The following is a 26207-nucleotide window of genomic DNA, read 5'->3' as shown; positions in this document are numbered from 1 at the left end:
TTGCATTCGTGAACACTGCGCAAACCTATGGGCACGAGAGTTAGCCTCCACACGTGCCCCTAACTATCAAGCTAAAGGGTTGAAACTATGAAATTGAAGGACGTACATTTACATCCATCCGAGCGGATTGATGATCTGCTGACGCATGAGCTCGGAATCATCCAGAGCGAGGAGGTGTTCAGCTTCTCCATGGATGCGGTGCTGCTCGCACGGTTTGCCAGCATTCCGCGGAGAGGGAAAATTCTCGATATGTGCACCGGGAATGGGGTCATTCCTATTCTCTTGTCCACACGGACCAGCGCACCGATCGAAGGAATTGAAATTCAGCCCAGACTGGCCGATATGGCAAGACGAAGCGTCTATATGAATGATCTTGAGCACCAAATCACGATCCGGGAAGGGGACTTGAGAGAGCTGTACAAGGAGACGGGGTATGGAGCATATGACCTGATTACGGTGAATCCTCCATATATGCCGATGAACGGCAGCGACATCAAGCTGAATCCCCACCAGGCTATTGCGAGACATGAGATTCACTGCACGCTGGAGGAAGTGATTGCTTCCTGCTCCAAGCTGCTTCGCCAAGGCGGGAAAATGAGCATGGTACACAAGCCGCTGCGACTGGCTGAGATCATCACGCTCATGAGCAAATACCGCATCGAGCCGAAAGTGATTCGTTTTGTCCACCCCCGTGCCCATCTGGAAGCGAATATGGTGCTGATCGAGGGCATACGGGACGGGAAGCCCGAGGTTCGTCTACGGCCGCCGCTCATCGTTTATGACGAGCAGGGAAAATACTGCGCTGAATTTATGGATATATATTATGGAACGAATGAGGATGATCAAGCATGAGAATATCATTACAGCGAAGCTTTGAACCGCAAGGCGAAGGGAGCACCGGTTCTTTATATTTGGTTGCGACCCCGATCGGCAATTTGGAGGATATGACATATCGGGCGGTACGCGTTCTTAAGGAATGCGATATTATTGCGGCGGAGGATACAAGACAGAGCAGGAAACTGCTCACTCATTTTGAAATTCCATCCAAGCCGCTGTTCAGTTACCATGAGCATAATAAGGCGGCGAGCGGCCCTGAAATTATACGATATATAATAGAAGGAAAAAATGTAGCACTCGTGAGCGATGCCGGTCTGCCGGCGATTTCCGACCCTGGTGCTGACCTCGTGGCCCTTGCGATTGAAGCCGGGATATCGGTCATTCCGGTTCCCGGAGCGAATGCCGCGTTATCGGCGTTAATCGCATCGGGCCTGCCGACCGAACGGTTTACGTTCATCGGATTTTTGCCCAGGGAACGCAAAGACATCGTGGCCCAGTTAAACGCGCTGCAATCGGCCCAGGGAACGCTGATCTTCTATGAATCCCCGCATCGCATCAAGAAAACCCTGGAGCTGCTGAAGGAGGTGCTGGGGGATCGGAAGATTGCGCTGGCCCGGGAGCTCACCAAACGCTATGAGGAATTTGCCCGTGGAAGCGTGGAAGCATGCCTCTCCTGGCTAGAGGAGCATCCTCCTCTGGGCGAATACTGTGTCGTGGTGGAGGGCAGAAATGCCGAGGAAGAGCGGATGGAGCTGAATGCGTGGTGGCAGGAGCTTTCCCTGGAGGATCACGTCGGCAGATATATGCAGGAGGGATTAAACCGTAAGGACGCTATGAAGAAAACGGCGGCAGACCGCGGCGTCTCGAAACGGGACATCTATAATGCGCTGTTGGGGGATTAATTTATTTTAGGAGCCTGACATGCATAAGGGGATATGAGGCGCTCCTTCGCATCGGGCCGGAGTCAACAGCTTGCCGGCGGACATTTCACCCGGTGATGGCCGTCCAGCCAAAATCATGTTTCTCATTGATCGTAGTGGGGATTACATAGCGTGTTGCCGACCGCAGGAATTTTCGCATAAAAAAAGACCTTCCTGCGGCCGGGTTCATAGCCGAGGAAGGCACCAAGGAGATATGAAAAAGGTTAGAATTAACAAAATGTGATTGTGTACCTATTATATACTAATATCTTTAATTTGTCACAGGTGTAGGGATTTCCGAGATACATTCATGGCAAACGATTTTACCTTTGAAGTACGTAACGTTCTCGGCATTGCCGCAGAAGATGCACGCAGGCTCATACTTCTTAAGCATGATGCGTTCACCGTCCACATAAATTTCAAGAGCGTCCTTCTCGCCAATGCCGAGTGTACGGCGCAGCTCGATTGGAATAACGACCCGTCCAAGCTCATCGACTTTCCTTACAATTCCTGTTGATTTCATCATAACTTATTAATGCCCCTCTCGCCATAATTTAAAAAAGTCATAATTCGACATAGTTCTATTTTTTATGTTATTTATAGTACCAACGATTCCCAAAACAGTCAACCTATATTTTTGAGATTTCGGAACCTATTTACGAAAATATAGTGAAATAAACCGCTGTCCTACAACGAAGTTACCATTTTTGAACCAAAAAACGCTTCAATTTTCAAGATGTCGATTTGGAAAGCACCAAATTACCTAATTCGACATTGTTCGACATTAGATGTCAAAAGAAGTGAAAATAGTCCAAGTCCTAAATTTATGACTTAAGGAGTGATTTTACGATGCGCCTGCCAATCTCAGAGGAAAAGGTGTTTAAGGATCCGGTTCATAACTATATTCATGTCCAGGATGATATTATCTGGCGGCTCATCGACACGCCGGAATTTCAGCGGCTTCGCCGGGTCAGGCAGCTGGGCACATCCTATATGACGTTTCATGGCGCCGAGCACAGCCGATTCTCTCATTCCTTGGGCGTCTATGAAATTACAAGAAGAATCATTTCTCAATTCGAGCGGAGGGGGTACTCCGATTGGCCTGCGGAAGAGAGACAGGTAGCCTTATGTGCCGCGCTCCTGCATGATCTCGGTCATGGACCATTTTCCCATTCTATAGAAGAGGCGTTTGAGATGAACCATGAGGATTGGACATGCCGGATCTTGCTCGGCGATACGTGCGTGAACAAAGTGCTCCTGGAGCTTGGAGCAGACTTCCCGGAGCGGGTCGCTTCCGTCATTCGCAAGACGTACGACAAACCGATCGTGATGAATCTGGTGACGAGCCCGCTGGATGCGGACCGGATGGATTATTTGCTGCGCGATGCCTATTACACCGGCGTCAATTACGGGACGATCGACATCGACCGGATTCTGCGGATGCTGCGCCCGCACCGGGACCGGATCGTTGTGAAGGAATCGGGGATGCACGCGGTGGAGGATTATCTCATGTCCAGATACCAAATGTACTGGCAGGTGTACTTCCACCCGGTAACAAGAAGCTCGGAAATCATATTGCGCCAGATTTTCCGCCGGGCGAAGGAGCTCTATGAAGCAGGCTATGCGTTCCGGTTCATGATCGAACCGCTGCCGGCTCTGTTCGAAGGCAGCTTGACCGTACAGGAGTATCTGCGTCTGGATGAGGCGCTCATTCAGACGGCATTCCTGCAATGGACGTCCGAGAGCGATCCGCTCCTTAGCGAAATATGCGGCCGATTTATCCATCGGAAGCTCTATAAATATATAGAAATCGACACCGGCAATCCGGAGACAATCGACGCCGTCCGCCAGGCATTTCGGGATGCGGGTCTTGATCCCGCATATGATCTGGAGATTGATTTTCCGACCGATCTTCCTTATGATAAGTTTCATTCGGGCATGCCGCTGAACGAGAAGCAAATTCTGCTGTTGGACCGGCATGACCAGCTTCGGGAAATCTCCGAGGTGTCCGATATCGTGCGCTCCATTAGCGGGATCCATAAGGGCCGGAATTATCTGTATTACCCGGAGGAGAGAGTGGAGCCGCTGCTTGACCGGATGCCGGCCGAAATTGCTGATTTATTCCGCCGTCAGGGATGAGTCCCCTTATTTTAGGGTACTTGGATCAGGATAAAGATAAATCCGTCTTAAGGTTGCCGCCATCAGAGCAATGATATTGGACAACCATCGAACGGAATGCTAAAGGTTTTGTGCAGGAAAGATACGATCAAGGATCGACAAGAAAGGAGAGGGAGAGAACATGCTGTTCGACACGCATACCCATCTGGATGCTCCCCAATTCGACGAGGACCGGGAGGAGACGATTGCCCGGGCGCTTGAAGCCGGCGTCAGCCGGATGATCAATATCGGTTTTAATCGCGAAACGATTCCGACCACGATGAAGCTGGCGGAGACGTATGATTTTATATATGCGGCGGTAGGCTGGCATCCCGTGGATGCGATCACGATGGAGGAGGGCGACCTGGAATGGATCGCTTCGCTCTGCAGCCATGAGAAAGTTGTTGCGATCGGGGAGATCGGCCTCGATTATCACTGGGATACATCCCCGAAGGAGGTGCAGCACCGGGTGCTGCGCAGCCAAATCGGTCTGGCCCGGGAGCTCCGAATGCCGATTGTGATTCATAATCGCGATGCGCATGAGGATATCGTGAAGATTTTGAAGGAAGAGAAGGCTCATGAGGTTGGCGGCGTGATGCATTCGTTCTCGGGCAGCTGGGAAACGGCTAAGCTGTGCCTGGATATGGGCTTTCATATTTCGTTCGGCGGACCGATCACGTTCAAAAATGCCAAGCAGCCGAAGGAGGTTCTGGCCAAGGTTCCGCTAGATCGCCTTCTCATTGAAACGGACTCGCCTTACCTGACTCCGCACCCCTTCCGAGGGAAGCGAAACGAGTCCGCTTATGTGAAATTGGTGGCCGAGACGGCAGCCGAAATTCGGGGCATGTCCTTCGATGAACTGGTCCAAATTACCACGAGAAACGCGCTGGAACGATTTGGTATTTCGTGAAAACGAGAGCAAAAGCGATGAAAAAGTGAGGAATTGCGATTAATTAAAGTTTTTTAACCTGAAAAGACGATTGTTTTACAATTTTTTAACCTTTTACATCAAAAAATGTGCTTGATTGTTCCTTTACAACCTGCATGGAAACAGGATATCATCTTTTCAGTGATAAGAAGCTGCAAGTTTGCAAAGCTGTAAACTTCAGCGATCATATTTCATGAACCGTCTCGCTTAATCTCCGAAGTCTGGGGAACGGGGGAACCGATACTGCCGTGCATCGTAAACTGTCGTGCATGAGCCGTATATGATTTCTTTATCGGGTCTTTGGGGTGAATGTGAAGGTCCTCGCCATGAGCGGGCGACCGGAGCTAGGGCGTCTCTCTTACGTCCGAACCCGACAGCTAACTCCGTAAGCGAAGTAAGAGGGGAATTCTCGTGCATACCATTTCCATGATTTCAATCATCAGGAAGCCACGTTAGAGCCTCTAGTACTCTTTCACGCTGGCTTCTTTTATTTTTGAATATTGGAGTAGGTTTCGTCATACTGTTGGTAAACAGGAGGTGATTCCTAGTGGTGAACGGGAAGACGGGGATTGACGCAGGGCGTTAGATAGATAGCAGCACGCCTTGCGAGAATAACTGCTATAGTCACGTCAAATGCATTCATGCGTTACCTAAGACGGCGGGACTATGAAGGAGGATGGAATAGTGGGCATTTTTCAACCTGAAGAAACCCATGAATCACAATCATCCAGCATGTCTTACGCATTGCGATGGAAGCATGAGAATTTGCGTCAATTGATGATGCTCGGCGCCATGGGGGCTGTTACGGTATCACTACTCGTATCGCTGGTTATCCATGATCAATCGGGCAAGCAAGTTCAAATTGTGGTCGATGGCCGCGTAACCACGGTAGAAACCAGAGGATCGTTGCTTCAGGAATTGCTGGATGAGCAAGCGATCACACTGAATCCGCAGGATCAGGTCTCGATGCCTTTAAACGGGACGATCCAGGATGGGGACCGGATTATCATTGACCGTGCAATCCCAGTTAAAGTAACAGTAGGGGGCACCACCAAAACCATTTTCACGACCCAGGACACGGTCGATAGTGTACTCAAAGAAGCTGGCATTACGATCAAGGGTGAAGATATAGTAAAGCCGTCACAGGACACGAAGCTTACCAGCGATATGAACATTCAAGTCGTTCGGGTTACGAAGCAGACCGTAGCGGAGAAGGAGAACCGCGAGTTCCGCGTCATCAAGACCGCGGATCCGTCGCTGGAGCGCGGCGATAACCGTGTCATTCAGCGTGGTGAGCCGGGCGTTCTCGTACATCACTACGAGAAGGTGTACCATAACGGCAAGCTGGTATCCAAGACAAAGGTCTCGCAAGAGGTTGAGCGTAAGACGAAGGACAAAATTATCGCCGTAGGTACGAAGAAGGTTGAGAAACCTGTTGTGCTTCAGGCGGCAGCGACTCCGAATGTGAAATCTGCCCCGGCGAAGCTTACGGGCACAAGAAAGGTGTCCACCGCCAAAGCGACGGAGAATAATGTCATCTCCAGAGCGGGTGTTGATTTCAAATACCAGAAAGTGCTGAACAATGTTTCGATGACTGCATATTCCGCCGAGCAGGAGGGAATCGGAACCCGTACGGCTTCCGGAACACGGGTAACCGAGGGTCGTACGATCGCGGTTGATCCGAGCGTCATTCCGATTGGCTGGTGGGTGTATATCGAAGGCATCGGCTTCCGCCGCGCAGAGGATACCGGCGGAGCGATTAAGGGACATAAAATTGATGTGTATTACGATTCGCTGAAAGCGGCCATGAACTTTGGCCGGAAATCGGGCCGCACCGTTTATGTGATCGGTCCCGTAAAGCCTGATGTGAACTAATGAATCCCATTTTCTAATGACATTGCCATTCTAATGCTAACGAATTTAGCTTATAATAGATCATAATGAAGAAGAGGAGAAACTCCTCTTCTTTTGTTTTGCGGCGTTTCGGTCATTTTGAGCCTACCGCCGCATGGATAAGGCTGGGCCGGTTCATTGAGAACGGTTGGACTGGCTGTATGTATGTATGTATGTATGTGTCCTTTTGGGAAGGAAGAGAGAACGTTATGATCCGTGAAGTGATTGTGGTTGAAGGCAGGGACGATACGGTAGCGATCAAGCGTGCGGTGGATGCCGACACGATCGAGACCGGCGGCTCTGCTATTAATAAGCATACGCTGCGCCGTATTGCCCTCGCAAAGGAGCGCAGGGGGGTAATCATCCTGACAGACCCCGATCATGCAGGGGAGCGGATACGCAAAATCATCGACCGTCATGTCCCCGGCTGCAAGCACGCCTTCATTCCGGAGGCGGATGCGACGCGCAAGGGCGATATCGGAGTCGAGAATGCATCGCCGGAGGCCATACGGCATGCCCTGGACCGCGTCCACACCTCGTTTGAGGGGGCGGAGAGCCAGATCAGCCTGGAGGATCTGATCGATGCGGGGCTGACGGCTCATCCGGACGCTGCAGCCCGGAGAATGTTCATGGGGAATGTACTGGGTATCGGGTATTGCAACTCCAAGCAGTTCCATAAACGTTTGGCGATGTTTCAAATATCGCGTGAAGAGTTTCTGGCGGCGTTAGCGCAGCTGGAAGAGGGAGGCCAAAGCTGAGATGAACCGGATGGAAGATATATCGACACCTAGACGTACGAAGGAGATCATTGCCCGCCATGGCTTCTCCTTTAAGAAGAGCCTGGGGCAGAATTTTCTGATCGACCAGAATATTTTGGGCAAGATTGTGGAGGCCGCAGGGCTTGATCAAGAGAAAGGGGCGCTTGAGATTGGACCCGGCATCGGGGCGCTGACGGAGAAGCTTGCGCAAATGGCAGGAGCCGTTACCGCAGTGGAGATCGACCAGCGACTGATTCCGATCCTTAAAGAAGTACTGGAGCCTTATGATAACGTGAAAGTTCATCACGGAGACGTGCTTAAGGTGGATCTGCACGAGCTGTTCCGCGAGGATTTCGCCGAGGTAAAGAAGGTAAGCGTTGTAGCCAACCTGCCGTATTACGTGACGACCCCGATTCTGATGAAGCTGCTGGAGGAGAAGCTCCCGCTGGAGAATATTGTGGTTATGATCCAGAAGGAGGTTGCCGAGCGGATGGCCGCGTCGCCGGGCAGCAAGGATTACGGCAGCCTAAGCATTGCCGTCCAATATTACAGCGAGCCAAAGCTTGTCTGTGTCGTTCCGCATACCGTATTCATCCCGCAGCCTAATGTTGAATCGGCCGTCATTCGCCTGGCGGTAAGGGAAGAGCCCCCGGTTTCGGTTGAGGACGAAGCCTTTTTCTTCGAGGTCGTGCAGGCATCATTCGCCCAGCGGCGAAAGACGATCGCCAATAACCTGAAGAGCCGTTTCTTCGCCGAAGAAGGGCGCGAGCGGCTGGAGCAGCTGCTGGAGGAAGCGGGGCTCGATCCGAAGCGCCGAGGGGAGACGCTGAGCATTGAGGAGTACGCACGGCTGAGCAATGTCCTGTATCAGGCGGGAATCCGTTAGAGCATGGCATGCAGGCCTAGTATACCAAACCGTTGCCAGAGGTGCGGAGAAGCCGCCAGGGGGAATTTTCCCGCCATGACGAACCAATGGCTCCATCAGCCCATACCATAGGGTAGGGGTGATGTTGTGATGAACTTGGGAGACTTGGTCGTTCGTAAATCCTACGGCGGCGATGTAACGTTCCGGGTAGAAGGATTGCGGCATAATCTTATCGTCATCAAAGGCACGGAATTCCGGCTGCTGGCCGACGCTCCCGCCGATGACCTGATCCAGGTACCGCATCCCGCCGTAAGCGAGCGAACGAAGCAGGCACAGATTAAGGCGAATGAGACGCTGGAGAGCCTGAAGAAGCGCCGACAAGAAGATAGTGAGCGGCAGCTGGCGAGCCTCAGGAATAACGGCGGCCCGCAGGCCGCTAAAGGATATTTCGACGTTCCGGGGAAGGTCCTGCATCTGGACGGGGATCCTCAGTATCTGAAGAAGAGCATGGCGCTGTACAACCAGCTTCGGGTCCCTGCGGAAGGCCATTATGTGAATGAATCGGCGATGGCCGATACGTTGTATCGGCTCCTTCCGCGGGTTCGACCCGATATCGTCGTGATTACAGGCCATGACGGGGTCCTCAAGCGCAGACAGCCGTATGATTTATACAGCCTGGACAGCTACAAAAATTCGCATAACTTCGTATCAGCGATCCAGGTGGCCCGGCAATATGAGCGGAACCTGGACACCTTGGTCATCGTGGCCGGCGCGTGCCAGTCGCATTTTGAAGCGCTGCTGCAGGCAGGAGCCAATTTTGCTAGCTCGCCGGGGAGAATCCTCATCCACGCGCTGGACCCGGTCTATGTGGCCGCCAAGACCGCCTATACGTCCGTTCGCGAAACGGTCAACATCAACGATGTTATCCATCACACGATCAGCGGCAGTCAAGGCGTAGGCGGAATTGAGACCAGGGGTAGCTACCGGATCGGCCTGCCGAGCCTCCAGGACCTGTCTACATTGAAAGTAACGCCTTCCGTCAGCTAAGCAGTGCTGCATCGCAAACCAGGCATTCAATTGGGTAGACGCTAGGGGCGGATGAAGAACCGAATATTGATTGTGAAAACCCCGGGAGCCGGGGTTTTTTGTATTGCTCTCTAAGGAGAAGGAAATTGTCAAATAAAATACATAAAGCTTGTCGATTTAGCGCATATTAATGCAAATGGAAATGAGATTTGCCGGGCTGAAAAAAATACATTGACAACGTATTTTTGATGCTGATATAATTAATGTTTTTGATTTGACAAAATGCTGGAAGTTCGGTATAATGGACAAGGAAAGAGGTGGTCGTCGACAATGGCTAAAAATGCGCTGTTGGAAATCAAACGCAGTCTCGATGCCCATTTAGGGCAAAAAATTACGCTTCGGGCTAACGGTGGCCGCCGTAAGACCGTCGAGCGTACTGGTGTTTTGGAAGAAACGTACCCTTCTGTTTTCATTGTTAAGCTGGATCAAGACCAGCAGACCTTTAAACGCGTGTCTTACAGTTATGCCGATATTCTGACCGAAACCGTGGAAATCATGGTGACCGGCGATGACAACCAGATGCGAATCACCTATATCAAGTCATAACGACATGACGATATGTCGCGAGAGAACAGCCTTCGTTAAGCGGAGGCTGTTTTTGTTTTCCTGGAGGGTCCGGTTCAAGCGAGTATCGTCGAAGGCGTATATAGCGTTATAGAGGGAAAGGGCAAAGGTGCTGGCAGCATCCTAACCTTTCGGGTTTCGCATATTCAGGGGATTCTGCCATGGACAGCCTGGAATGAGGGGAGTTCCGGGTACGCATACTAACCGGGAGCGAAACTTCTGCAGTGGGCAGCTGCCGGTGTGCGGGCAGAGGGATGATGCGAGCTGATTCCTTGGTGCCTGATGACCGACGAGGCTTGTCCGCTGAAGATGCGCTCATCACTGCCGTTATGATCACGAAATCATCCAAGGAGGCGTTTAGGATGGGCCGGAGAAGACGCAGTATTATGTCAGAGCAGCTCAAGACTGAATTGGCAAAAGAGCTTGGATTCTACGATACGGTGGAAAAGGAAGGCTGGGGCGGCATTCGCGCGAAGGACGCGGGCAATATGGTGAAGCGTGCGATTGAGCTTGCGGAGCGGGCCGCCAAGAAATCCGATCTCTAAATCCGTTCGTAAAGTGAATGCGGCAAGCAGCCCTCCGGTGACGGAGGGCTCTCTGTTCAGCATCGCAAGACGTAAACCGGGTCCATGACTTCGAAGCCCGAGTTTGTTAAGATAGAGGCAATAGAAGTTTTTCTCTGGATATGGTAAGTTCATGCATAGGGAAAAGCTAAGGATAGGTGAACGTTCTTGAAAATATACGAAAAAGCACCGGCCAAAATCAACCTGATGCTGGATGTGCTCTATAAGCGCCCGGACGGGTTCCATGAGGTGGAAATGGTCATGACCATGATTGACCTTGCCGACCGGCTCGAAATGTCGGAGCAGAAGCGGGATACCATCATCATAACGTCCCAGGCGGGTTACATCCCTCTGGACGAGAAGAATTTGGCCTTTCAGGCAGCAAGACTCATTAAAGAGCGGTACGACGTGCGAAAAGGTGTACATATCCACCTCGACAAGAAAATTCCGGTAGCAGCGGGATTGGCAGGAGGCAGCAGCGATGCGGCGGCGACCTTGCGGGGCCTAAACCGCCTCTGGGGTTTGAATATCCCGAAAGAAGAGCTGCTTAAGCTCGGAGCCGAGCTCGGCTCCGACGTGCCCTTCTGCGTGAGCGGCGGAACTGCCCTGGCTACCGGGCGGGGCGAGGTGCTAAAGCCGATCCCCAGCCCGCCTCAGTGCTGGGTAATCGTGGCGAAGCCGCCGATCAACGTATCGACGGCAGAGGTGTACGGACGTCTTCGCAGCGACCAAATCCAGGTGCATCCGTCGGCGGAGCGAATGATCGGGGCGCTCGAGCAGGGCAGCTTCCACCAGATGTGCAAAGAGCTCGGAAACGTGCTGGAGGAGGTTACCCTGAAGATGCATCCTGAGGTTCAGCAGCTGAAGGAAGGGATGCTGAAGCTGGGCGCGGACGGCGCGCTGATGTCCGGCAGCGGACCGACCGTCTTTGGCCTGGTATCCAAGGAGTCAAAGGTCGCACGGATTTATAACGGCCTCCGAGGATTCTGCAAGGAGGTTTATGCGGTCCGCCTGCTAACCGGAGGAAATGCATAAAACGGACACGGATTCGGGGAAGAATTTTAATCTGAGTTGTATAAATACGTACAAAGATGTTATATTTAACATACAATATTCGGATTTAGCGAGGAATCCCAGTGAAAAAATTAAAACGAAGCGAACGATTGGTCGATATGACCCAATATTTACTATCAGAACCGCATACGTTGATTCCCTTGACGACGTTCGCCGAGCGTTATAGTGCGGCCAAGTCGTCCATCAGCGAGGACTTGGCGATTATTAAGGACGTGTTCGAAAACGAGGGGCTTGGAGAGCTTCAGACGCTCGCTGGCGCCGCAGGAGGCGTACGATATATTCCGAAGCTGCGCAGAGACCACGCCCTCGCTTTTGCCGAGGAGCTGTGCAGGCAGCTTCAGCAGTCGGACCGGATTCTGCCGGGAGGCTATCTCTACATGTCCGACCTGCTTGGTCAGCCGTCGCTTATGAACGAAGCGGGCAAAATTATTGCCACCGCGTTCTCCGACCGGGAGATCGACGTGGTGATGACCGTGGAGACGAAAGGCATTCCGCTCGCCTATGCGACCGCGGCACAGCTTAACCTGCCGGTCGTACTAGTCCGCCGGGACCATCAAGTGACGGAAGGATCGGCCGTAAGCATCAATTACGTTTCCGGCTCCCATAAGAGCATCCATACGATGTCGCTGTCCCGCCGGGCCCTCAAGGAGCGCTCCCGCGTCCTTATCGTGGATGATTTCATGAAGGCCGGAGGCACCATTCAGGGAATGGTCGATCTGCTCGGCGAATTTAATGCCGAAGTCGCAGGAGTGGGCGTATTGGTGGAATCAGGGGCCGTAGAGAACGAGGAGAGACTTCTTCAAGACTATATTTCGCTCGCCCGGTTGAGCGACGTGGACGCCAAAACCAAGATGATTACGGTGAATCCTGGAAATTATTTCGAGAAATAAACATTGCATTTTTTGTCGATATAATAGCGTTTCCATCCGAATAGGCACGAAGTCTGTCGAAAATATCACATTCTAAAAAAAATTCCTGATTTTAGGACATTTTATAGGACAAAAAAGAAGGATTTCGTGTTTGCTGTGTGGAATTATACTACCCAAGTCTCTGATGGAAAAAGGTGGTGAACACATATGCAAATTACGGATGTCAGACTCCGCCGTGTTAACTCTGAGGGGAGAATGAAGGCAATCGCATCCATTACCATCGATAATGAATTTGTCGTTCACGACATTCGCGTCATCGACGGAAACAATGGAATGTTTGTTGCAATGCCGAGCAAACGCACTCCGGACGGAGAATTCCGCGATATTGCCCATCCCATTTCTTCGGGTACCCGCGAGAAGATTCAATCGGCTGTCCTGGCCGAGTATGAGCGTGCGGCTACAGAAGAAGAAGTGATTGAAGAAGGCGCTTAAGATTTACAATTGGGGTTCAAGGAAAAGAGAGCCATATCTGTGGCTCTCTTTTCTTTTTTTGTAGAATGAGATATATTCAGTAGTGAGTTCAAGAGGAGGAGGCATGGCCCTTGAAAAGATTTGCTATTGTGCTCGCCGCTGGGCAGGGCAAACGTATGAAATCCAAACTATATAAAGTGCTGCATCCTGTTTGTGGCAAGCCGATGGTAGGACATGTACTGCAGACGGTACAGCAGGTAAACTGTGAGCGCAGCGTTGTGGTGGTTGGACATGGCGCGGAAGCCGTTCGCACGTACCTGCAGGACGCAGCGGAATATGTTTTACAAGAGCAGCAGCTCGGAACGGGCCACGCTGTGAAGCAAGCCAAGGATCTTCTTGGCGAGGAAGACGGCTCGACGATCGTCATTTGCGGAGACACGCCGCTTGTGACGTCAAGCACGCTGGAAAACTTGCTGAAACTGCACGAAAGTAATAACGCAGCGGCAACGGTATTGACGGCGCATATGGATAACCCGAAGGGCTACGGCCGGGTCATTCGCGGCGGCGATGACAGCGTGCAGCGGATCGTAGAGCAGAAGGACTGCAGCCCAGCTGAGGATGCGGTCACTGAGATTAATACCGGTACCTATTGTTTTGATAATAAAAAGCTATTTGCTGCACTGGAGAAAGTGACGAACCAGAACGCGCAGCAGGAATATTATCTGACCGATTGCATCGGTATCCTGAAGGAAGCCGGCGAAACCGTGCTTGCTTATCAGACCGATGATTACGCGGAGTCGATCGGCGTCAATGACCGGCTTGCCCTCTCCGAAGCCGAAGGCTTCATGCGGGAGCGCATTAACCGTATGCATATGCTGAACGGGGTTACGATCATCGATCCGGCGTCGACGTATATCGGTGCGGATGTGACCATCGGTGCGGATACCGTGCTGTATCCGGGAACGGTGCTGAAGGGCAATACCGTCATCGGTGAGAACTGCGTAATCGGACCGAACTCGGATATTGAGGATTCTGCCATCGCGGACGGTGCCAGCGTTAAGCATTCGGTGCTGAGCAAGGCGGAGGTCGGAGCACGCACATCGGTAGGCCCGTTTGCGTATCTTCGTCCGGGCGCCAAGCTGGGCGAGGACGTGAAGGTGGGAGACTTTGTCGAGGTGAAGAATGCTACGATCGACAATGGCTCGAAGGTGTCGCATCTTAGCTATGTCGGCGACGCCAAGGTCGGGAAAAACGTCAATATCGGCTGCGGTGCGATTACGGTCAACTATGATGGTTATAATAAGTCCGTTACCGAAATTGAGGACGACGCATTTATCGGCAGCAATGTCAATTTGATTGCTCCGGTCAAAGTCGGCAAAGGCGCGTTTGTGGTTGCCGGCTCGACCATTACCCAGTCGGTTGACGAGAATGATCTGGCCATCGCAAGACAGCGTCAGGAGAACAAGCCGGGTTATGCGGAGAAGATCCGGGCGCGAGCTAAAGCCAAGAAGAACAGGGAATCGTAATACGCCGGCTTCCTGAATTGACGTGAAGCGGTGATCGGATAGCCTAATTCAACGAACCAGCACGGAGGGTTTTTATTCTATGACTTATCTTGATTCTAAATTAAAAATATTTACGTGTAATTCCAATCCAAAGCTCGCCCATCAAATCGCCGACTATATCGGTATTCCGATGGGAGAATCGCTTACGACCAGCTTTAGCGACGGCGAAATTCAAGTAAAGCTCTCCGAAAGCGTGCGCGGCTGCCATGTCTATGTTGTGCAGTCCACATGCCTTCCGGTGAATGACAACTTGATGGAGCTGCTGGTTATGGTGGATGCGCTCAAACGGGCATCGGCAAAGAGCATCAACGTGGTCATCCCGTATTACGGATATGCCCGTCAAGACCGCAAGGCTCGTTCGCGTGATCCGATCACCGCCAAGTTGGTGGCGAATCTGATTGAGAAAGCCGGCGCTCACCGCGTCATTACGATGGACCTGCATGCGATGCAGATCCAGGGATTTTTCGATATTCCGGTGGATCACTTGCTGGGTGTTCCGATTCTCGCCCAATATTTCCGTTCGAAGCAAATCGAGAACCCTGTCGTCGTATCCCCGGACCATGGCGGCGTCGTTCGGGCAAGGAAGCTTGCCGATTTCCTGAATGCTCCGCTGGCTATTATCGATAAGCGGCGGCCGGAGCCGAACGTCAGCGAAGTGATGAACATCATCGGACATATCGAGGGCAAAACCGCGATTCTGATCGACGATATTATCGATACCGCCGGCACGATCGTTCTTGGTGCCAATGCGCTGATGGAAGGCGGCGTGAAGGAAGTGTATGCTTGCTGTACGCATCCGGTGCTGTCCGGCCCTGCCCATGAACGCTTGGAGAACTCGCCGCTGAAGGAAGTTGTCGTGACGGACACCATTCCGATCACACATCCGAATCCGAGCAGCAAGCTGACCGTGCTGTCTGTTGCCCCGCTCATGGGAGAAGCGATTATCCGGGTTCACGAGGAATTATCCATCAGCAAATTGTTCGAAATAGAATAACAAACCTGGCCGTAAGGGTTACATCTTCTGCTTGCAGGAAATGTAGCCCTTGCCTTGCTATCCTGACTTCATGAATATTGGAATAGCAGGAAAGTAACCGTTTTCAAAAATGCAGGATTCAAAAGGATATAGCGCCTACTTCATGGCAGGTGTCATCAATATCCAGGTCTTGAAATAAAGGTAAACGTATTGCGGTTATACACCGTTCCCTCAAGCTCGACAAAATAAGCGTCGACCGCCGTGATCAGGCCTACGTCGACATGACACCCGAGCTCGTAGACTTGAACGGGGATGCCATGCTTCATATGGTATTGAAAATGGCTGTGATGCGTCAACTTCTGTTCATACTCTCTCAAAACCGATTCACCTTCTTATGAGGGCATAAATACCAATAGGTTTTGTTCATATTGTACTCGAAATACAGGTTAAGAAGAAAGTATTATTCGTGAAAGGAATTAACTGCGATGAAATGGATTGTCGGATTGGGAAATCCCGGTCCAGCTTATGAGAAAACACGCCATAACGTTGGGTTCATGGCACTGGATGCTCTCGCGGAGCGCCATGGCATGAAGTTCAACCAAAGTAAATGCAAGTCGGTCATTGCCGAGGGCTTTATCGGCGGCACCAAAACGGTGCTGATCAAACCGATGACCTTCATGAATCTGTCCGGCGAAGCGGTGCGGGCCTATATGGATTATTATAAGGCATCGCTCGAAGATATGATTGTTGTCTATGACGATCTCGACACGGTCGTTGGAAAGATCCGTCTTCGGTATCAAGGCAGTGCGGGCGGGCATAACGGCATTAAGTCCATCATCCAGCATACGGGGACCCAGACCTTTAACCGCGTCCGGATGGGCATCTCGAGACCGGAGCCGGGCTACGCCATCGTCGATTACGTCCTCGGGGCATTTCCGAAGGGCGAGCGGGAGCAGCTGCAGCGCATGGTGGACATGACCTGCGATGCGTTGGAGTTCAGCCTGGATCATACCTTTGAGCAGACCATGGCGAAATTCAATAACGCATAGACGGCACGAAGCATAGTCTGAAACGGGAGATTTCCGGGCATACTGAAGGGTATATACGACCTTCAGGAGGCATATGATGGCGATAACCTACGTTTGCAGACATTGTCGAGCCTTTCAGGGCCGGATTGATTCGAGCGTCATTACGGAAGAAAAGCTCGGATTCGATTCCTTGACCCCTGAGGAGCGCAAGGATATAATAGCGTATGATTTGAACGGCGACGTGATGGTTAAGGTCACCTGCGACCACTGCAGGGAGGCGCTTGAAGCCCATCCGGAGCTGAGTCTTTTGGCAAATCCCCTTCAATAAGCGTATAATGGGGTACAAGATTAAATATGGTAGAAGACATCAGGCGGCTTGCTTTGTTCGGCAGCCGCCGTGTGTTAGCCTTGGCAGCGTTGCCCAAGGCTTCTTTTCGGTTTTAATTTTACAATTGTCGTCTCAGCACGCAAGTTAGAACGAAATAGAATAATCCATTTCTTTTGCATAAGAGAGGTGCCCCCTTTGTTACAAGCACTTATTGATGTATTTTCGAAGGATTCGGATTTCAAATCCATTGCGGCCGGAATAGGAACCGGAATGAGGGAGCAGCTGATATCCGGGTTATCCGGATCCTCCAGGCAAATCCTCATGGCTGCCCTGCATCAGGACCAGCAGCGCCCGCTGCTCGTTGTTACGCATAATATGTTCTCAGCCCAGAAAATCGCTGACGATTTACAGGAGGCGCTTTCACCGGATCAAGTGCTGCTCTACCCGGCAAATGAACTGGTTGCGGCGGAATCGGCCGTATCGAGCCCCGAGACTCTAGCACAGCGGATCGATGTCCTTGTCCGCTGCGCCAGAGGCTTCCGGGGTATTGTCGTTGCGCCGTTTTCCGGCGTGCGCCGGCTGCTTCCGGCTCCGGAAGTTATGGCGGACGCCCGGATTACGCTTCATGACGGAGGAACGCTGGAGCTGGAGGCGTTCCTGAATCAGATGATCGAGATGGGATATGAAAGGGTGGAGCGCGTCGAAAGCCGCGGCGAGATGAGCGTTCGCGGCGGAATCATCGACTTCTATCCGATGACGGCGGCGATGGCTTATCGGGTCGAGCTGTTCGACGAGGACATCGATTCCATCCGAACCTTTGATCCGGCCGATCAGCGATCGATTGATAAGGTTCGGGAAGTTGTCATTACACCGTGCAAGGAGATCATTGCCGATTCGGAACGGCTGAACCGCACGGCCGAAACGGTGACCCGAATGCTGGAGGCGCAGCTCGAGCGGATGACCGACCGGCAGGCCAAGCTCCGGCTGCGGGAAGAAATTCACCGGGAAGTGGAGATGCTGCGCGAGCGAATCTATTTCCCTGAAATCTATAAATATATTTCGCTGCTCTATCCGGAGAAGACGCATCTTTATGACTACATGCCGAAGGATACGATCTTGGTGCTGGATGAGCCGGCAAGGCTGCTGGAAACGGCCAAGCAGCTGGAACGGGACGAGGCGGAGTGGAACCTCCATTTGCTGCAGCACGGTAAATCGCTGCCGGATCTTCCATTGTCGCTGGATACGGAGGAGCTGATTTATCAGCATCCGTACCAATGCCTGCTCATATCCATTTTCCTGCGCCAGGTTCCGAGAATGCAGCCGCAGAATATCGTTAACTTCATTACGCGCGGCATGCAGGATTTCCACGGGCAGATGAATGTATTGAAATCGGAGATGGACCGTTGGAAGAAGTCCGGCGTCCAGGTTATGATGCTCGCCGGCGATGCAGAGCGCATGGAGCGTATGCGCCGGGTGCTGCATGACTATGGCATTGACGAGCCTCTGATGTTCGAGGGCCATCTACAAAACGGCTTCGAGATGCCGTCCGTTCACGCGGCTGTCATTACCGAGAGTGAGATGTTCTCCTCGAAGCAGCGCAAAACCCGCAAAACGACGAAAAGCATGGATAACGCCGAACGCATCAAGAGCTACACGGAGCTTAAGGTCGGCGACTATGTCGTGCATCAAAACCACGGTATCGGGAAATATATGGGGATCGGCACGCTCGAGATCAACGGAATTCATAAGGATTACATGCACATCATGTATGCGGGAGGCGATAAGCTGTCCGTTCCGATCGAGCAGATCGATCTCATTCAGAAATATGTCGGCTCCGAGGATAAGGAGCCGAAGATTTACAAGCTGGGCGGCAATGAATGGACCCGCGTAAAGAACAAGGTCCGATCCTCCGTGCAGGATATCGCCGACGACTTGATCAAGCTGTACGCTGAGCGTCAGTCGGCTCCGGGATACGGATTCGACAAAGATACGCCGGAGCAGCAGGAGTTTGAGGACATGTTCCCTTACGACGAAACGCCGGACCAGCTTCGCGCCATTGAGGAAATCAAGAAGGATATGGAGCAGAACCGCCCGATGGACCGGCTGCTGTGCGGAGACGTCGGCTACGGCAAAACCGAGGTGGCTGTTCGAGCGGCGTTTAAGGCCGCGATTGAAGGCAAACAGGTGGCCGTGCTGGTTCCGACGACCATTCTGGCCCAGCAGCACTATGAAACGTTCCGCGAACGGTTCGCGAACTACCCGATCAACATTCAGGTGTTGAGCCGCTTCCGGAGCCGCAAGGAACAGAATGAAACGATCAAGAAGGTAAAGCAGGGCGGTGTTGACATCCTGATCGGGACGCACCGGCTGCTGTCGCAGGACATCGTCTTTAAGGATCTCGGCCTTCTGATCGTGGATGAGGAGCAGCGGTTCGGCGTAACGCACAAGGAGAAGCTGAAGAAGCTGAAGACCAATGTCGATGTGCTGACATTGACGGCGACGCCGATTCCGCGGACGCTGCATATGTCGATGCTTGGAGTAAGAGACCTGTCGGTTATTGAGACACCGCCGGAGAACCGCTTCCCGGTGCAGACGTATGTCGTGGAGCACAGCCAGACCCTGGTCCGTGAAGCGATAGAGCGCGAGCTGGCCAGAGGCGGGCAGGTCTACTACCTGTATAACCGGGTGCAGGGCATTCATGAGATGGCCGCGCAAATTTCGATGCTTGTTCCTGAAGCGAGAGTCGGCGTGGGCCATGGGCAGATGTCCGAGACCGAGCTGGAGAAGACGATCCTGGACTTCCTTGACGGGGAGTATGATGTGCTCGTCAGCACCAGCATTATTGAGACGGGCGTCGACATACCGAACGTGAATACCCTCATCGTCCACGACGCGGACAAAATGGGATTATCCCAGCTCTACCAGCTGCGCGGGCGGGTAGGACGCTCGAATCGAATCGCCTACGCTTACTTCACATACCAGCGGGATAAAGTGCTTACCGAGGTTGCGGAGAAGCGGCTTCAGTCGATTAAAGAATTTACCGAGCTGGGATCCGGCTTCAAAATCGCGATGCGCGACTTGTCGATCCGGGGCGCGGGCAATCTGCTCGGCGCGGAGCAGCACGGCTTTATCGCTTCGGTCGGTTTCGATCTGTACTCCCAAATGCTGGCGGAGGAAATCCAGAAGCGCAAAGTCAGCATGCTTGGCGAGACGGCTGCGCCGACCAAGGATTGGAACACCTCCATCGACCTGGGGATCGACGCGTATCTGCCGTCGGATTACATTTACGACAGTATTCAGAAGATTGAAATTTACAAAAAAGTGGCTTCCGTCACCACCATTGATGAATCGGCAGAGCTTGAGGACGAGCTGCTTGACCGCTTCGGCGAGCTGCCGCAGGCGGTAAACAACTTGCTTGCGGTTTCCCGATTGAAAGTGTATGGTCGTACGTATGGCATCGACTCCATTACGCAGCGGGGAGACGATGTCCTGCTCCAGTTCTACGAAGGGCAGGATAAGGCAGTCAACACGGCAGCGCTTGCGCAAATTGGAAATCTGTCCGAAAGACGTGTACAATTTGAACAAGGGCCAGCCATGGTTATCCGGATCAAAGGCAAGGGTCTTGACGATCAACAATTGCTCGAATTGCTGGAGAAGTTTCTGGAGGCTGCCAAGGAGCCATTTAACCTGAAGGGAGAACTACACAATGCCGTCAAGAAATAAAAGGGCATGGAAAACCTTTATCGTATCATTAACAGCCGTGCTGTCCATGTCGATGATCGCCGCTTGCGGGAAGGATGACAGCAAGGGGAATGAAGTGGATGACAGCAAAGTTATTGTCAAATATAAAGGCGGAGAGTTGACCGCGAAAGAATTCGATCTGGAGCAGCGGATGATTCAGTTCATGTCGCCAGAGTACGCACAATTCCTGCAGATGGACGAATTCAAGGAGTATTTGGCGAAGCAGGGAGTCGCTTACGAATACCTGTACGCCAAAGCGGATGACAAAGCCAAGGAAGCTGCCGGGAAGCAGGCGGATGAACTGCTGAAGAGCAACAAGAGCGCGATGGGAGAAGAGAATTACAAGAAGGCGCTGGAAGCTCAGAAGCTGACCGAGGAGGATGTGAAGAATTACATGCTTCGCATTATGACGGTCGTGGAATACGAGAAGAGCCAAGTAACCGAGGACGATATGAAGAAGGATTTCGAGGCGAACAAGCAGGATTATACAAAAGTCAGCGTTCGCCACGTCCTCGTCGGCTTCCAGGATCCGGAGGGCAAGGAAAGACCGGAGGGCGAGGCGCTCAAGATTGCGAAGGAAGTGCAGTCCAAGCTGAATAAAGGCGAGGATTTCGCTGCAATCGCTAAGGAATACTCCGAGGATCCGGGCTCCAAGGACAAGGGTGGCTTGTATGAGAATGAGCCGGCTGGCCGATGGGTTCCCGAATTCAAGGAAAAGGCCCTGTCCCTTGAGCTGAACAAAATCAGCGATCCCGTGGAGACCAGCTACGGCTACCACATCATGAAGGTCGAGAAGCGGGAAGAAGTAACGTATGACAAGCTTACCGCCGAGGAGAAGGAAGGCATTCAGAACAAGCTGGCTTCAGGCAAAATCGATAACTTTATGCAGAATGAGCTCAGTGGTTTAATCGAGAGCATGAACCTGCCGAAGAGCGAGAACGCCGGGGACAAGCCTGCTGAAGAGAAGCCTGCGGAGGGCGGCGATGCAACGAAGCCTGCCGATGGGAGCGATGCGCCGGCTGATGGCGAGAAGGCACCGGCTGCCGGTACTGGAGACAGCGTGAAGTAGTAGTCTGATCACTCTGCCTGAACCGGTCAGTGTTCGAGCCTTTACTGCTTGTATGAGCCGGACTGGCTTTTACGTCTGCTTCCTCATGAGAATGCAGGCAGTACCTCTGAGAGCGCGTCCGTAAAGTGAAAACCGGGCTGAATTTCGAATCCATAACGTGTGAAATGACACGTTATGGATTTTTTTCCCCGAAAAGCGATAATCTTCACCTGATTTTTATTATGGATTTCGCAACCAATGCAAGGTTCATGATGTATAAGGATTTGGGAATGGATGAATACTATGGGCAGACAATTAACTCTTATACACCTGGGGACATCCTCTTCCCGTAAGGAAACAGTAGTTGAAAAATCTTCTTATGAAAGTGGGGCAACAAGTGAAATGAAAGCTACTGGTATCGTCCGCCGTATCGATGACCTCGGGCGCGTGGTCATCCCTAAAGAAATTCGACGCACATTACGGATTCGCGAAGGTGATCCGCTGGAAATTTTCGTAGATCGGGATGGAGAAGTCATTCTGAAGAAATATTCGCCAATCGGCGAGCTTGGCGATTTTGCGAAGGAATACGCGGAATCCCTGTACGAAAGCACGGGCCACATTACGATTATATCGGATCGTGACTCCTTTATCGCCGTTGCCGGCGGCTCCAAGAAGGAATACTTGGACAAACCGATCGGCAATTTGCTGGAAAACTGCATGGAAAACCGCAAGACCGTTCTCGAAAGCAACAGCGGAACGTACGAGATCAGCAAGGATAATCCGGAGACGCTGTCGGCCTTCGTAGCCGCACCGATCATTGCAGGCGGTGACCCGATCGGGAGCGTCGTGCTGCTGAACAAGGACGAGTCCGTCAACATGGGCGAGATGGAAGTGAAGATGGCTGAAACGGCCGCAGGCTTCCTCGGGAAGCAAATGGAGCAGTAAGACAACCGATGGACAGCCTTAGGGCTGGATTTGACTCCCGCTGAACTTGGATCCTTGCGGTCTATAGGGAAGCCGGGAGTTTTTTGCTGTCATGGCGGCGAGGGCCCACGGAGGAGGTAACCCGTAAATTTTGTGTCCGGCCTGGTTCCGCGGTTATAATGGGGATACACGTTCAAACATCGGGCATGCCGCCACGGTGCGAAGAACCCTAAGATAAGCGTGGGATTGGATAACGGATATGAAACCAGAAGAGACAGGCGCAAGGCTGCTGAAGGGAGCCTTCATCCTTAGTGCTGCAGCGATGCTGTCGAAGCTGATCGGCACTTTGCAAAAAATACCGCTGCAGAACATGGGCGGAGATGCCGTGTTCGGCATCTATAACACGGTTTACCCCTTCTATATGATGATGATCACGGTGGCGGTGCTCGGCTTTCCGGCAGCCGTCTCCATGTTTGTGGCCGAATACGAAGCCGAGGGCCGAAGCGGGGACAGCCGCCGGCTGCTGCGCATCTCTTCGGTGACGCTCGTGCTGTTCGGGCTGGTGCTCGGCCTTATCATGTATGGCGCAGCTCCCTGGCTCGGACAAGCCATAGGCAGCGGGCAGGTGGTGCCGGCGCTCCGGGCAGGCGCCTTGGCGCTGGCCTTCGTGCCATGGATGTCGGTGCTGCGCGGGTATTTTCAGGGCCTGCACAATATGGTGCCGACGGCCGTCTCCCAGATCGTGGAGCAGTCGGTCCGGGTAGCCGTCATGATCGCGCTGCTGCTGTATCTCATCGAAGCCGGGGCATCCCCGGACCGAATTGCGGCGGGAGCGCTGCTGGGATCGGCGGCCGGAGGGGCTGCAGGGCTCCTGATTATGGGCTGGTATTGGCGCAGACACGGAAGCAGGCCCCTTACAGGAGCGCCGCAGCCTCTGCCCTCCGCCGAACCGGAAGATGTGAAGAAGGATTCCGGAGCGCATGCCGATGTAAACAAGGAGGGAGCGGGCGTTCTTCTCCGCCGCCTGCTCGCATACGGCATCCCGGTGTGCCTCAGCCTGCTGGCCGTCCCGCTGATCGGATTGGCCGATACGTTTACCGTGCCGCGGCTGCTTAGCATGGCCGGGCTGCCGGAAGAGGCGGCGATGGCCGAATTCGGGATTTACAACCGGGGGCTGCCGCTGGTGCAGCTGGTAACCATGCTGGCCACGTCCTTGTCCGTGCTGTTTATACCGGCGCTGGCCGAAGCCAAGTTCCGCGGCGAGCGGGACCGGGTGGCCAGCCATACCGGGCTGGCGCTCCGCTGGTTCTGGCTGATCGGGATGAGCGCGTCCATTGGGCTGGCGGTGCTGGCCAAGCCCATTAACGTCATGCTGTACGAAGACGCCGCAGGCACCGTAACGATGCAGGTCATTGCGTTTACGGCAGCCGGCGGCACGATGAGCACGATTACGGCAGCGCTGCTGCAGGGCGTTGGCATCGTTAAGGCGCCGGCCCTGCACCTGCTTGCCGCTGCGGCGCTGAAGCTGCTGCTCAACCTGCTGCTGGTGCCGCAGCTTGGCATAACAGGCGCCGCCGTCGCGGGCGTGGCGGCGCACTTGGCCGCAGCAGCGCTCAACCTCGCGCTGCTCTCGCGAAGCGCCCGCATCACCGCGGGTGCGGGCGCGGTCATGGCGAGGACGCTTGCGGTCCTCGCCGCGGTGGCGCTGGCCGCCTGGTGCGCGCAAGCGGCGGCCGGCGCCATGCTCGGGGCGGCCGGCATAGCGCCGGGCCGCCTTGCCGACGCCGCTGCTGCGCTTGGCGGCGTGCTTGCGGGAGGCGGCGCGTTCCTTGCCGCCGCCGCTTGGACGAAGCTCCTCACAGCGTCGGAGCTTCGGATGCTGCCGAAGGTCGGCGGGCCGCTGGCAGCCCTCTTGAAGGCGCTGCGCCTGCTGCGCTAAGCGAAGGGATGCCAAGCGGAGCCCCAGCGTGAGATGTTTGATCTGGTGTGATATAGTAGTGTACGATATAACGAAGTCTGGGAAGGCCCCGGGCGAAGAGCGAAAGGAAGTTAACCTATGAGTGCAGCTATTACGGTGGTCGGCCTCGGCTCCGGGAATCCGGACCGGTTAACCGTCGGCATCCTGAAAACCATGCAGCGGGCGTCCAAGGTTTATGTGCGCACGATGTCCCATCCCGTGATCGAGGCACTGGGCGAGCTGGGCATTCAGGCGGAGTCGTTTGATCATATCTATGAAGCCCATGACTCCTTTCCGGAGGTGTACGAGTCCATTGCATCCACGCTGATCAATTTGGCGAAAGCCGCGGAGGATGACCGCGGGATCGTGTATGCCGTCCCCGGACACCCCATGGTGGCGGAGGCGACGGTCCGGCTGCTGCGGGAACGCTGCCCTGAGCAGCAGGTGAGTCTTTCCGTGCTCGGCGGGGAGAGCTTCCTGGACGAGGCGTTCGTGCGGCTCGGCTTCGATCCGATCGAAGGCTTTCAGCTGCTGGATGCCGCTGAGCTTCGAAGCGACCTCATTCAGCCCCAGCTTCACACTCTGATCGGCCAGGTGTATGATATGTTCACGGCTTCCGAGGTCAAGCTCGCGCTGATGGAGCTCTACCCTGATGATTATCCGGTCGTCGTGGGACACGCGCTCGGCGTCGAGGGGGAAGAGGATATTCGTCACGTTCCGCTCTATGAGCTGGACCGGATCGAGGGATACGGAAATCTGTCGCTGATCTATGTTCCGCGAAGCGATGATCCGTCGCTTCGTCAGCGCACGTTCTCCCGCCTGCATGAAATTGTGGGCATTCTTCGAAGTCCCGAGGGCTGTCCGTGGGACCGGGAGCAGACCCACGAGTCCATCCGCAAGAATCTGATCGAGGAAACCTACGAGGTGCTCGAGACGATTGACGAGGATGATCCGGAGCATATGCAGGAAGAGCTGGGTGATCTGCTGCTGCAGATTATGCTGCATTCCCAGATGGAGGAGGAGCTCGGCACCTTTACGGTGTACGATGTCATTCAAGGCTTGAACGACAAGCTCATCTTCCGCCATCCGCATGTATTCGGCGAGAGCAGCGCCAACGACGCGGAATCCGCGCTTCGGAACTGGGAGCAGATGAAAGCGGAGGAGAAGCGCCGCAAGGGGCTCCACCCGGATCAAGCTTCGGCGCTTGACGGGATTCCGCGGGATTTGCCGGCGCTGATGAAGGCCTACAAGCTTCAGAAGAAGGCGTCCAAGGTCGGCTTTGATTGGGACAGCATCGAAGGCGTATTCGAGAAAATCGAGGAGGAGCTCCGGGAGCTGCGCCAGGCGGTAGAAGATGGACAGAGCGCGGACGAAGCGGCCTTGGAGCTGGGAGACCTCCTGTTCGCGGTTTCGAATGCGGCAAGGTTTATCGGCGCGGACCCGGAAGAAGCGCTCTCGAGAACGAACCGCAAATTCTATACTCGCTTCCGCTACATAGAAGAGCAGCTTGCCGCCCAGGGAAAAGCTCTTTCCGACAGCACGCTGGATGAGATGGAGACCCTTTGGCAGGAAGCGAAGACTCGGGCAGACAGCGCTGACGGCCGGTGATGCGGGCATTTTTCCCGCAAAAAATAAAAAAATACGGTAGCCCGGCAGGA

Annotated in this window: 24 protein-coding genes and 1 riboswitch; of the genes, 22 read left to right on the top strand and 2 right to left on the bottom strand. The window is 53.5% G+C overall.

Annotation, left to right across the window (positions count from 1 at the left end):
- Nucleotides 1–87: 87 nt before the first annotated feature.
- Both BBD41_RS14250 and rsmI read left to right on the top strand, forming a co-directional pair.
- The gene (locus BBD41_RS14250) at nucleotides 88–852 is read left to right on the top strand and encodes a tRNA1(Val) (adenine(37)-N6)-methyltransferase (RefSeq protein ID WP_077570920.1); all 765 of its coding nucleotides are present in this window, start codon (nucleotides 88–90) and stop codon (nucleotides 850–852) included.
- Entirely contained in the window at nucleotides 849–1739 is an 891-nt protein-coding gene (gene rsmI / locus BBD41_RS14245) for a 16S rRNA (cytidine(1402)-2'-O)-methyltransferase (protein ID WP_099477954.1), read from the top strand. Before BBD41_RS14250 ends, rsmI begins: the two co-directional genes overlap by 4 nt.
- A gap of 289 nt (nucleotides 1740–2028) precedes the next feature.
- Here rsmI and BBD41_RS14240 read toward each other — a convergent pair whose 3' ends face one another.
- Complete coding sequence (locus BBD41_RS14240) at nucleotides 2029–2283, bottom strand: AbrB/MazE/SpoVT family DNA-binding domain-containing protein (RefSeq protein WP_006207408.1); 255 nt, start codon at nucleotides 2281–2283, stop codon at nucleotides 2029–2031.
- A 323-nt stretch (nucleotides 2284–2606) separates the two neighbouring features.
- Here BBD41_RS14240 and BBD41_RS14235 point away from each other — a divergent pair, with 323 nt between their 5' ends.
- From BBD41_RS14235 to BBD41_RS14175, 13 genes are all read left to right on the top strand, one after another.
- Nucleotides 2607–3896: an HD domain-containing protein gene (locus BBD41_RS14235; RefSeq protein WP_077570924.1), complete on the top strand. Its 1290-nt coding sequence runs from the start codon at nucleotides 2607–2609 to the stop codon at nucleotides 3894–3896.
- A gap of 160 nt (nucleotides 3897–4056) precedes the next feature.
- The gene (locus BBD41_RS14230) at nucleotides 4057–4824 is read left to right on the top strand and encodes a TatD family hydrolase (RefSeq protein WP_077570925.1); all 768 of its coding nucleotides are present in this window, start codon (nucleotides 4057–4059) and stop codon (nucleotides 4822–4824) included.
- A 212-nt stretch (nucleotides 4825–5036) separates the two neighbouring features.
- Nucleotides 5037–5250: riboswitch (cyclic di-AMP (ydaO/yuaA leader) on the top strand.
- 276 nt (nucleotides 5251–5526) lie between these two features.
- Entirely contained in the window at nucleotides 5527–6717 is a 1191-nt protein-coding gene (locus BBD41_RS14225; protein ID WP_099477953.1) for a resuscitation-promoting factor, read from the top strand.
- Nucleotides 6718–6944: 227 nt separating this feature from the next.
- Nucleotides 6945–7493, top strand: a complete 549-nt coding sequence (gene rnmV / locus BBD41_RS14220) for a ribonuclease M5 (protein WP_077570929.1) — start codon at nucleotides 6945–6947, stop codon at nucleotides 7491–7493.
- A gap of 1 nt (nucleotide 7494) precedes the next feature.
- Entirely contained in the window at nucleotides 7495–8379 is an 885-nt protein-coding gene (gene rsmA, locus BBD41_RS14215; RefSeq protein WP_077570931.1) for a 16S rRNA (adenine(1518)-N(6)/adenine(1519)-N(6))-dimethyltransferase RsmA, read from the top strand.
- Between the two features lie 129 nt (nucleotides 8380–8508).
- Nucleotides 8509–9405: a sporulation peptidase YabG gene (gene yabG / locus BBD41_RS14210; RefSeq protein ID WP_077570933.1), complete on the top strand. Its 897-nt coding sequence runs from the start codon at nucleotides 8509–8511 to the stop codon at nucleotides 9403–9405.
- 309 nt (nucleotides 9406–9714) lie between these two features.
- Nucleotides 9715–9990: a biofilm formation stimulator Veg gene (veg, locus tag BBD41_RS14205; protein ID WP_007132865.1), complete on the top strand. Its 276-nt coding sequence runs from the start codon at nucleotides 9715–9717 to the stop codon at nucleotides 9988–9990.
- A 380-nt stretch (nucleotides 9991–10370) separates the two neighbouring features.
- A complete protein-coding gene (locus BBD41_RS14200; protein ID WP_028406020.1) occupies nucleotides 10371–10553 on the top strand; it encodes a small, acid-soluble spore protein, alpha/beta type in 183 nt (60 codons plus the stop codon).
- A 186-nt stretch (nucleotides 10554–10739) separates the two neighbouring features.
- Nucleotides 10740–11606, top strand: coding sequence for a 4-(cytidine 5'-diphospho)-2-C-methyl-D-erythritol kinase (gene ispE, locus BBD41_RS14195; protein WP_099477952.1), 867 nt, complete (start codon nucleotides 10740–10742; stop codon nucleotides 11604–11606).
- A gap of 101 nt (nucleotides 11607–11707) precedes the next feature.
- Nucleotides 11708–12535 carry a pur operon repressor gene (gene purR, locus BBD41_RS14190; protein ID WP_007132868.1) on the top strand — a complete coding sequence of 276 codons (828 nt, stop codon included), beginning with the start codon at nucleotides 11708–11710 and terminating at the stop codon, nucleotides 12533–12535.
- Between the two features lie 186 nt (nucleotides 12536–12721).
- Nucleotides 12722–13006: a septation regulator SpoVG gene (gene spoVG, locus BBD41_RS14185; RefSeq protein ID WP_006207419.1), complete on the top strand. Its 285-nt coding sequence runs from the start codon at nucleotides 12722–12724 to the stop codon at nucleotides 13004–13006.
- Between the two features lie 110 nt (nucleotides 13007–13116).
- Nucleotides 13117–14511: a bifunctional UDP-N-acetylglucosamine diphosphorylase/glucosamine-1-phosphate N-acetyltransferase GlmU gene (gene glmU / locus BBD41_RS14180; protein WP_077570937.1), complete on the top strand. Its 1395-nt coding sequence runs from the start codon at nucleotides 13117–13119 to the stop codon at nucleotides 14509–14511.
- Nucleotides 14512–14590: 79 nt separating this feature from the next.
- Nucleotides 14591–15544 (top strand): ribose-phosphate diphosphokinase, encoded by a 954-nt coding sequence (locus BBD41_RS14175; RefSeq protein ID WP_007132870.1) that lies wholly within the window; start codon nucleotides 14591–14593, stop codon nucleotides 15542–15544.
- A 155-nt stretch (nucleotides 15545–15699) separates the two neighbouring features.
- Here BBD41_RS14175 and BBD41_RS14170 read toward each other — a convergent pair whose 3' ends face one another.
- Entirely contained in the window at nucleotides 15700–15900 is a 201-nt protein-coding gene (locus tag BBD41_RS14170) for a hypothetical protein (protein ID WP_077570939.1), read from the bottom strand.
- Nucleotides 15901–16008: 108 nt separating this feature from the next.
- On the opposite strand from BBD41_RS14170, the gene pth reads away from it, so the two are divergent.
- The 7 genes from pth (at nucleotide 16009) to yabN (ending at nucleotide 26157) form a co-directional block, all read left to right on the top strand.
- Complete coding sequence (gene pth, locus BBD41_RS14165; RefSeq protein WP_077570941.1) at nucleotides 16009–16572, top strand: aminoacyl-tRNA hydrolase; 564 nt, start codon at nucleotides 16009–16011, stop codon at nucleotides 16570–16572.
- Nucleotides 16573–16648: 76 nt separating this feature from the next.
- On the top strand, nucleotides 16649–16879 hold the full coding sequence (locus BBD41_RS14160) for an anti-sigma-F factor Fin (RefSeq protein WP_007132873.1): 231 nt from the start codon (nucleotides 16649–16651) through the stop codon (nucleotides 16877–16879).
- Between the two features lie 195 nt (nucleotides 16880–17074).
- Complete coding sequence (mfd, locus tag BBD41_RS14155) at nucleotides 17075–20602, top strand: transcription-repair coupling factor (RefSeq protein WP_099477951.1); 3528 nt, start codon at nucleotides 17075–17077, stop codon at nucleotides 20600–20602.
- Nucleotides 20586–21689: a peptidylprolyl isomerase gene (locus BBD41_RS14150; protein WP_099477950.1), complete on the top strand. Its 1104-nt coding sequence runs from the start codon at nucleotides 20586–20588 to the stop codon at nucleotides 21687–21689. The genes mfd and BBD41_RS14150 overlap by 17 nt, the downstream gene beginning before the upstream one ends.
- 381 nt (nucleotides 21690–22070) lie before the next feature.
- Nucleotides 22071–22613, top strand: coding sequence for a stage V sporulation protein T (spoVT, locus tag BBD41_RS14140; RefSeq protein ID WP_028406014.1), 543 nt, complete (start codon nucleotides 22071–22073; stop codon nucleotides 22611–22613).
- A 238-nt stretch (nucleotides 22614–22851) separates the two neighbouring features.
- Nucleotides 22852–24531 (top strand): polysaccharide biosynthesis protein, encoded by a 1680-nt coding sequence (locus BBD41_RS14135; protein WP_099477948.1) that lies wholly within the window; start codon nucleotides 22852–22854, stop codon nucleotides 24529–24531.
- Between the two features lie 117 nt (nucleotides 24532–24648).
- Complete coding sequence (gene yabN / locus BBD41_RS14130) at nucleotides 24649–26157, top strand: bifunctional methyltransferase/pyrophosphohydrolase YabN (protein ID WP_099477947.1); 1509 nt, start codon at nucleotides 24649–24651, stop codon at nucleotides 26155–26157.
- Nucleotides 26158–26207: the final 50 nt, after the last annotated feature.

The organism is Paenibacillus ihbetae (assembly GCF_002741055.1).
Classification (GTDB): Bacteria; Bacillota; Bacilli; order Paenibacillales; family Paenibacillaceae; genus Paenibacillus_AQ; species Paenibacillus_AQ ihbetae.
The sequence above is the reverse complement of the archived record's forward strand: the minus strand, read 5'-3'. Positions and strand labels throughout refer to the sequence as shown.

Coding starts and splice junctions, on each gene's coding strand:
- pth (WP_077570941.1), top strand. CDS start 16,009: ATGAAATGGATTGTCGGATTGGGAAATCCCGGTCCAGCTTATGAGAAA.
- veg (WP_007132865.1), top strand. CDS start 9,715: ATGGCTAAAAATGCGCTGTTGGAAATCAAACGCAGTCTCGATGCCCAT.
- BBD41_RS14200 (WP_028406020.1), top strand. CDS start 10,371: ATGGGCCGGAGAAGACGCAGTATTATGTCAGAGCAGCTCAAGACTGAA.
- BBD41_RS14135 (WP_099477948.1), top strand. CDS start 22,852: ATGAAACCAGAAGAGACAGGCGCAAGGCTGCTGAAGGGAGCCTTCATC.
- BBD41_RS14235 (WP_077570924.1), top strand. CDS start 2,607: ATGCGCCTGCCAATCTCAGAGGAAAAGGTGTTTAAGGATCCGGTTCAT.
- BBD41_RS14160 (WP_007132873.1), top strand. CDS start 16,649: ATGGCGATAACCTACGTTTGCAGACATTGTCGAGCCTTTCAGGGCCGG.
- BBD41_RS14240 (WP_006207408.1), bottom strand. CDS start 2,283: ATGATGAAATCAACAGGAATTGTAAGGAAAGTCGATGAGCTTGGACGG.
- spoVG (WP_006207419.1), top strand. CDS start 12,722: ATGCAAATTACGGATGTCAGACTCCGCCGTGTTAACTCTGAGGGGAGA.
- rnmV (WP_077570929.1), top strand. CDS start 6,945: ATGATCCGTGAAGTGATTGTGGTTGAAGGCAGGGACGATACGGTAGCG.
- yabG (WP_077570933.1), top strand. CDS start 8,509: ATGAACTTGGGAGACTTGGTCGTTCGTAAATCCTACGGCGGCGATGTA.
- yabN (WP_099477947.1), top strand. CDS start 24,649: ATGAGTGCAGCTATTACGGTGGTCGGCCTCGGCTCCGGGAATCCGGAC.
- rsmI (WP_099477954.1), top strand. CDS start 849: ATGAGAATATCATTACAGCGAAGCTTTGAACCGCAAGGCGAAGGGAGC.
- BBD41_RS14175 (WP_007132870.1), top strand. CDS start 14,591: ATGACTTATCTTGATTCTAAATTAAAAATATTTACGTGTAATTCCAAT.
- BBD41_RS14230 (WP_077570925.1), top strand. CDS start 4,057: ATGCTGTTCGACACGCATACCCATCTGGATGCTCCCCAATTCGACGAG.
- BBD41_RS14150 (WP_099477950.1), top strand. CDS start 20,586: ATGCCGTCAAGAAATAAAAGGGCATGGAAAACCTTTATCGTATCATTA.
- spoVT (WP_028406014.1), top strand. CDS start 22,071: ATGAAAGCTACTGGTATCGTCCGCCGTATCGATGACCTCGGGCGCGTG.
- BBD41_RS14250 (WP_077570920.1), top strand. CDS start 88: ATGAAATTGAAGGACGTACATTTACATCCATCCGAGCGGATTGATGAT.
- rsmA (WP_077570931.1), top strand. CDS start 7,495: ATGAACCGGATGGAAGATATATCGACACCTAGACGTACGAAGGAGATC.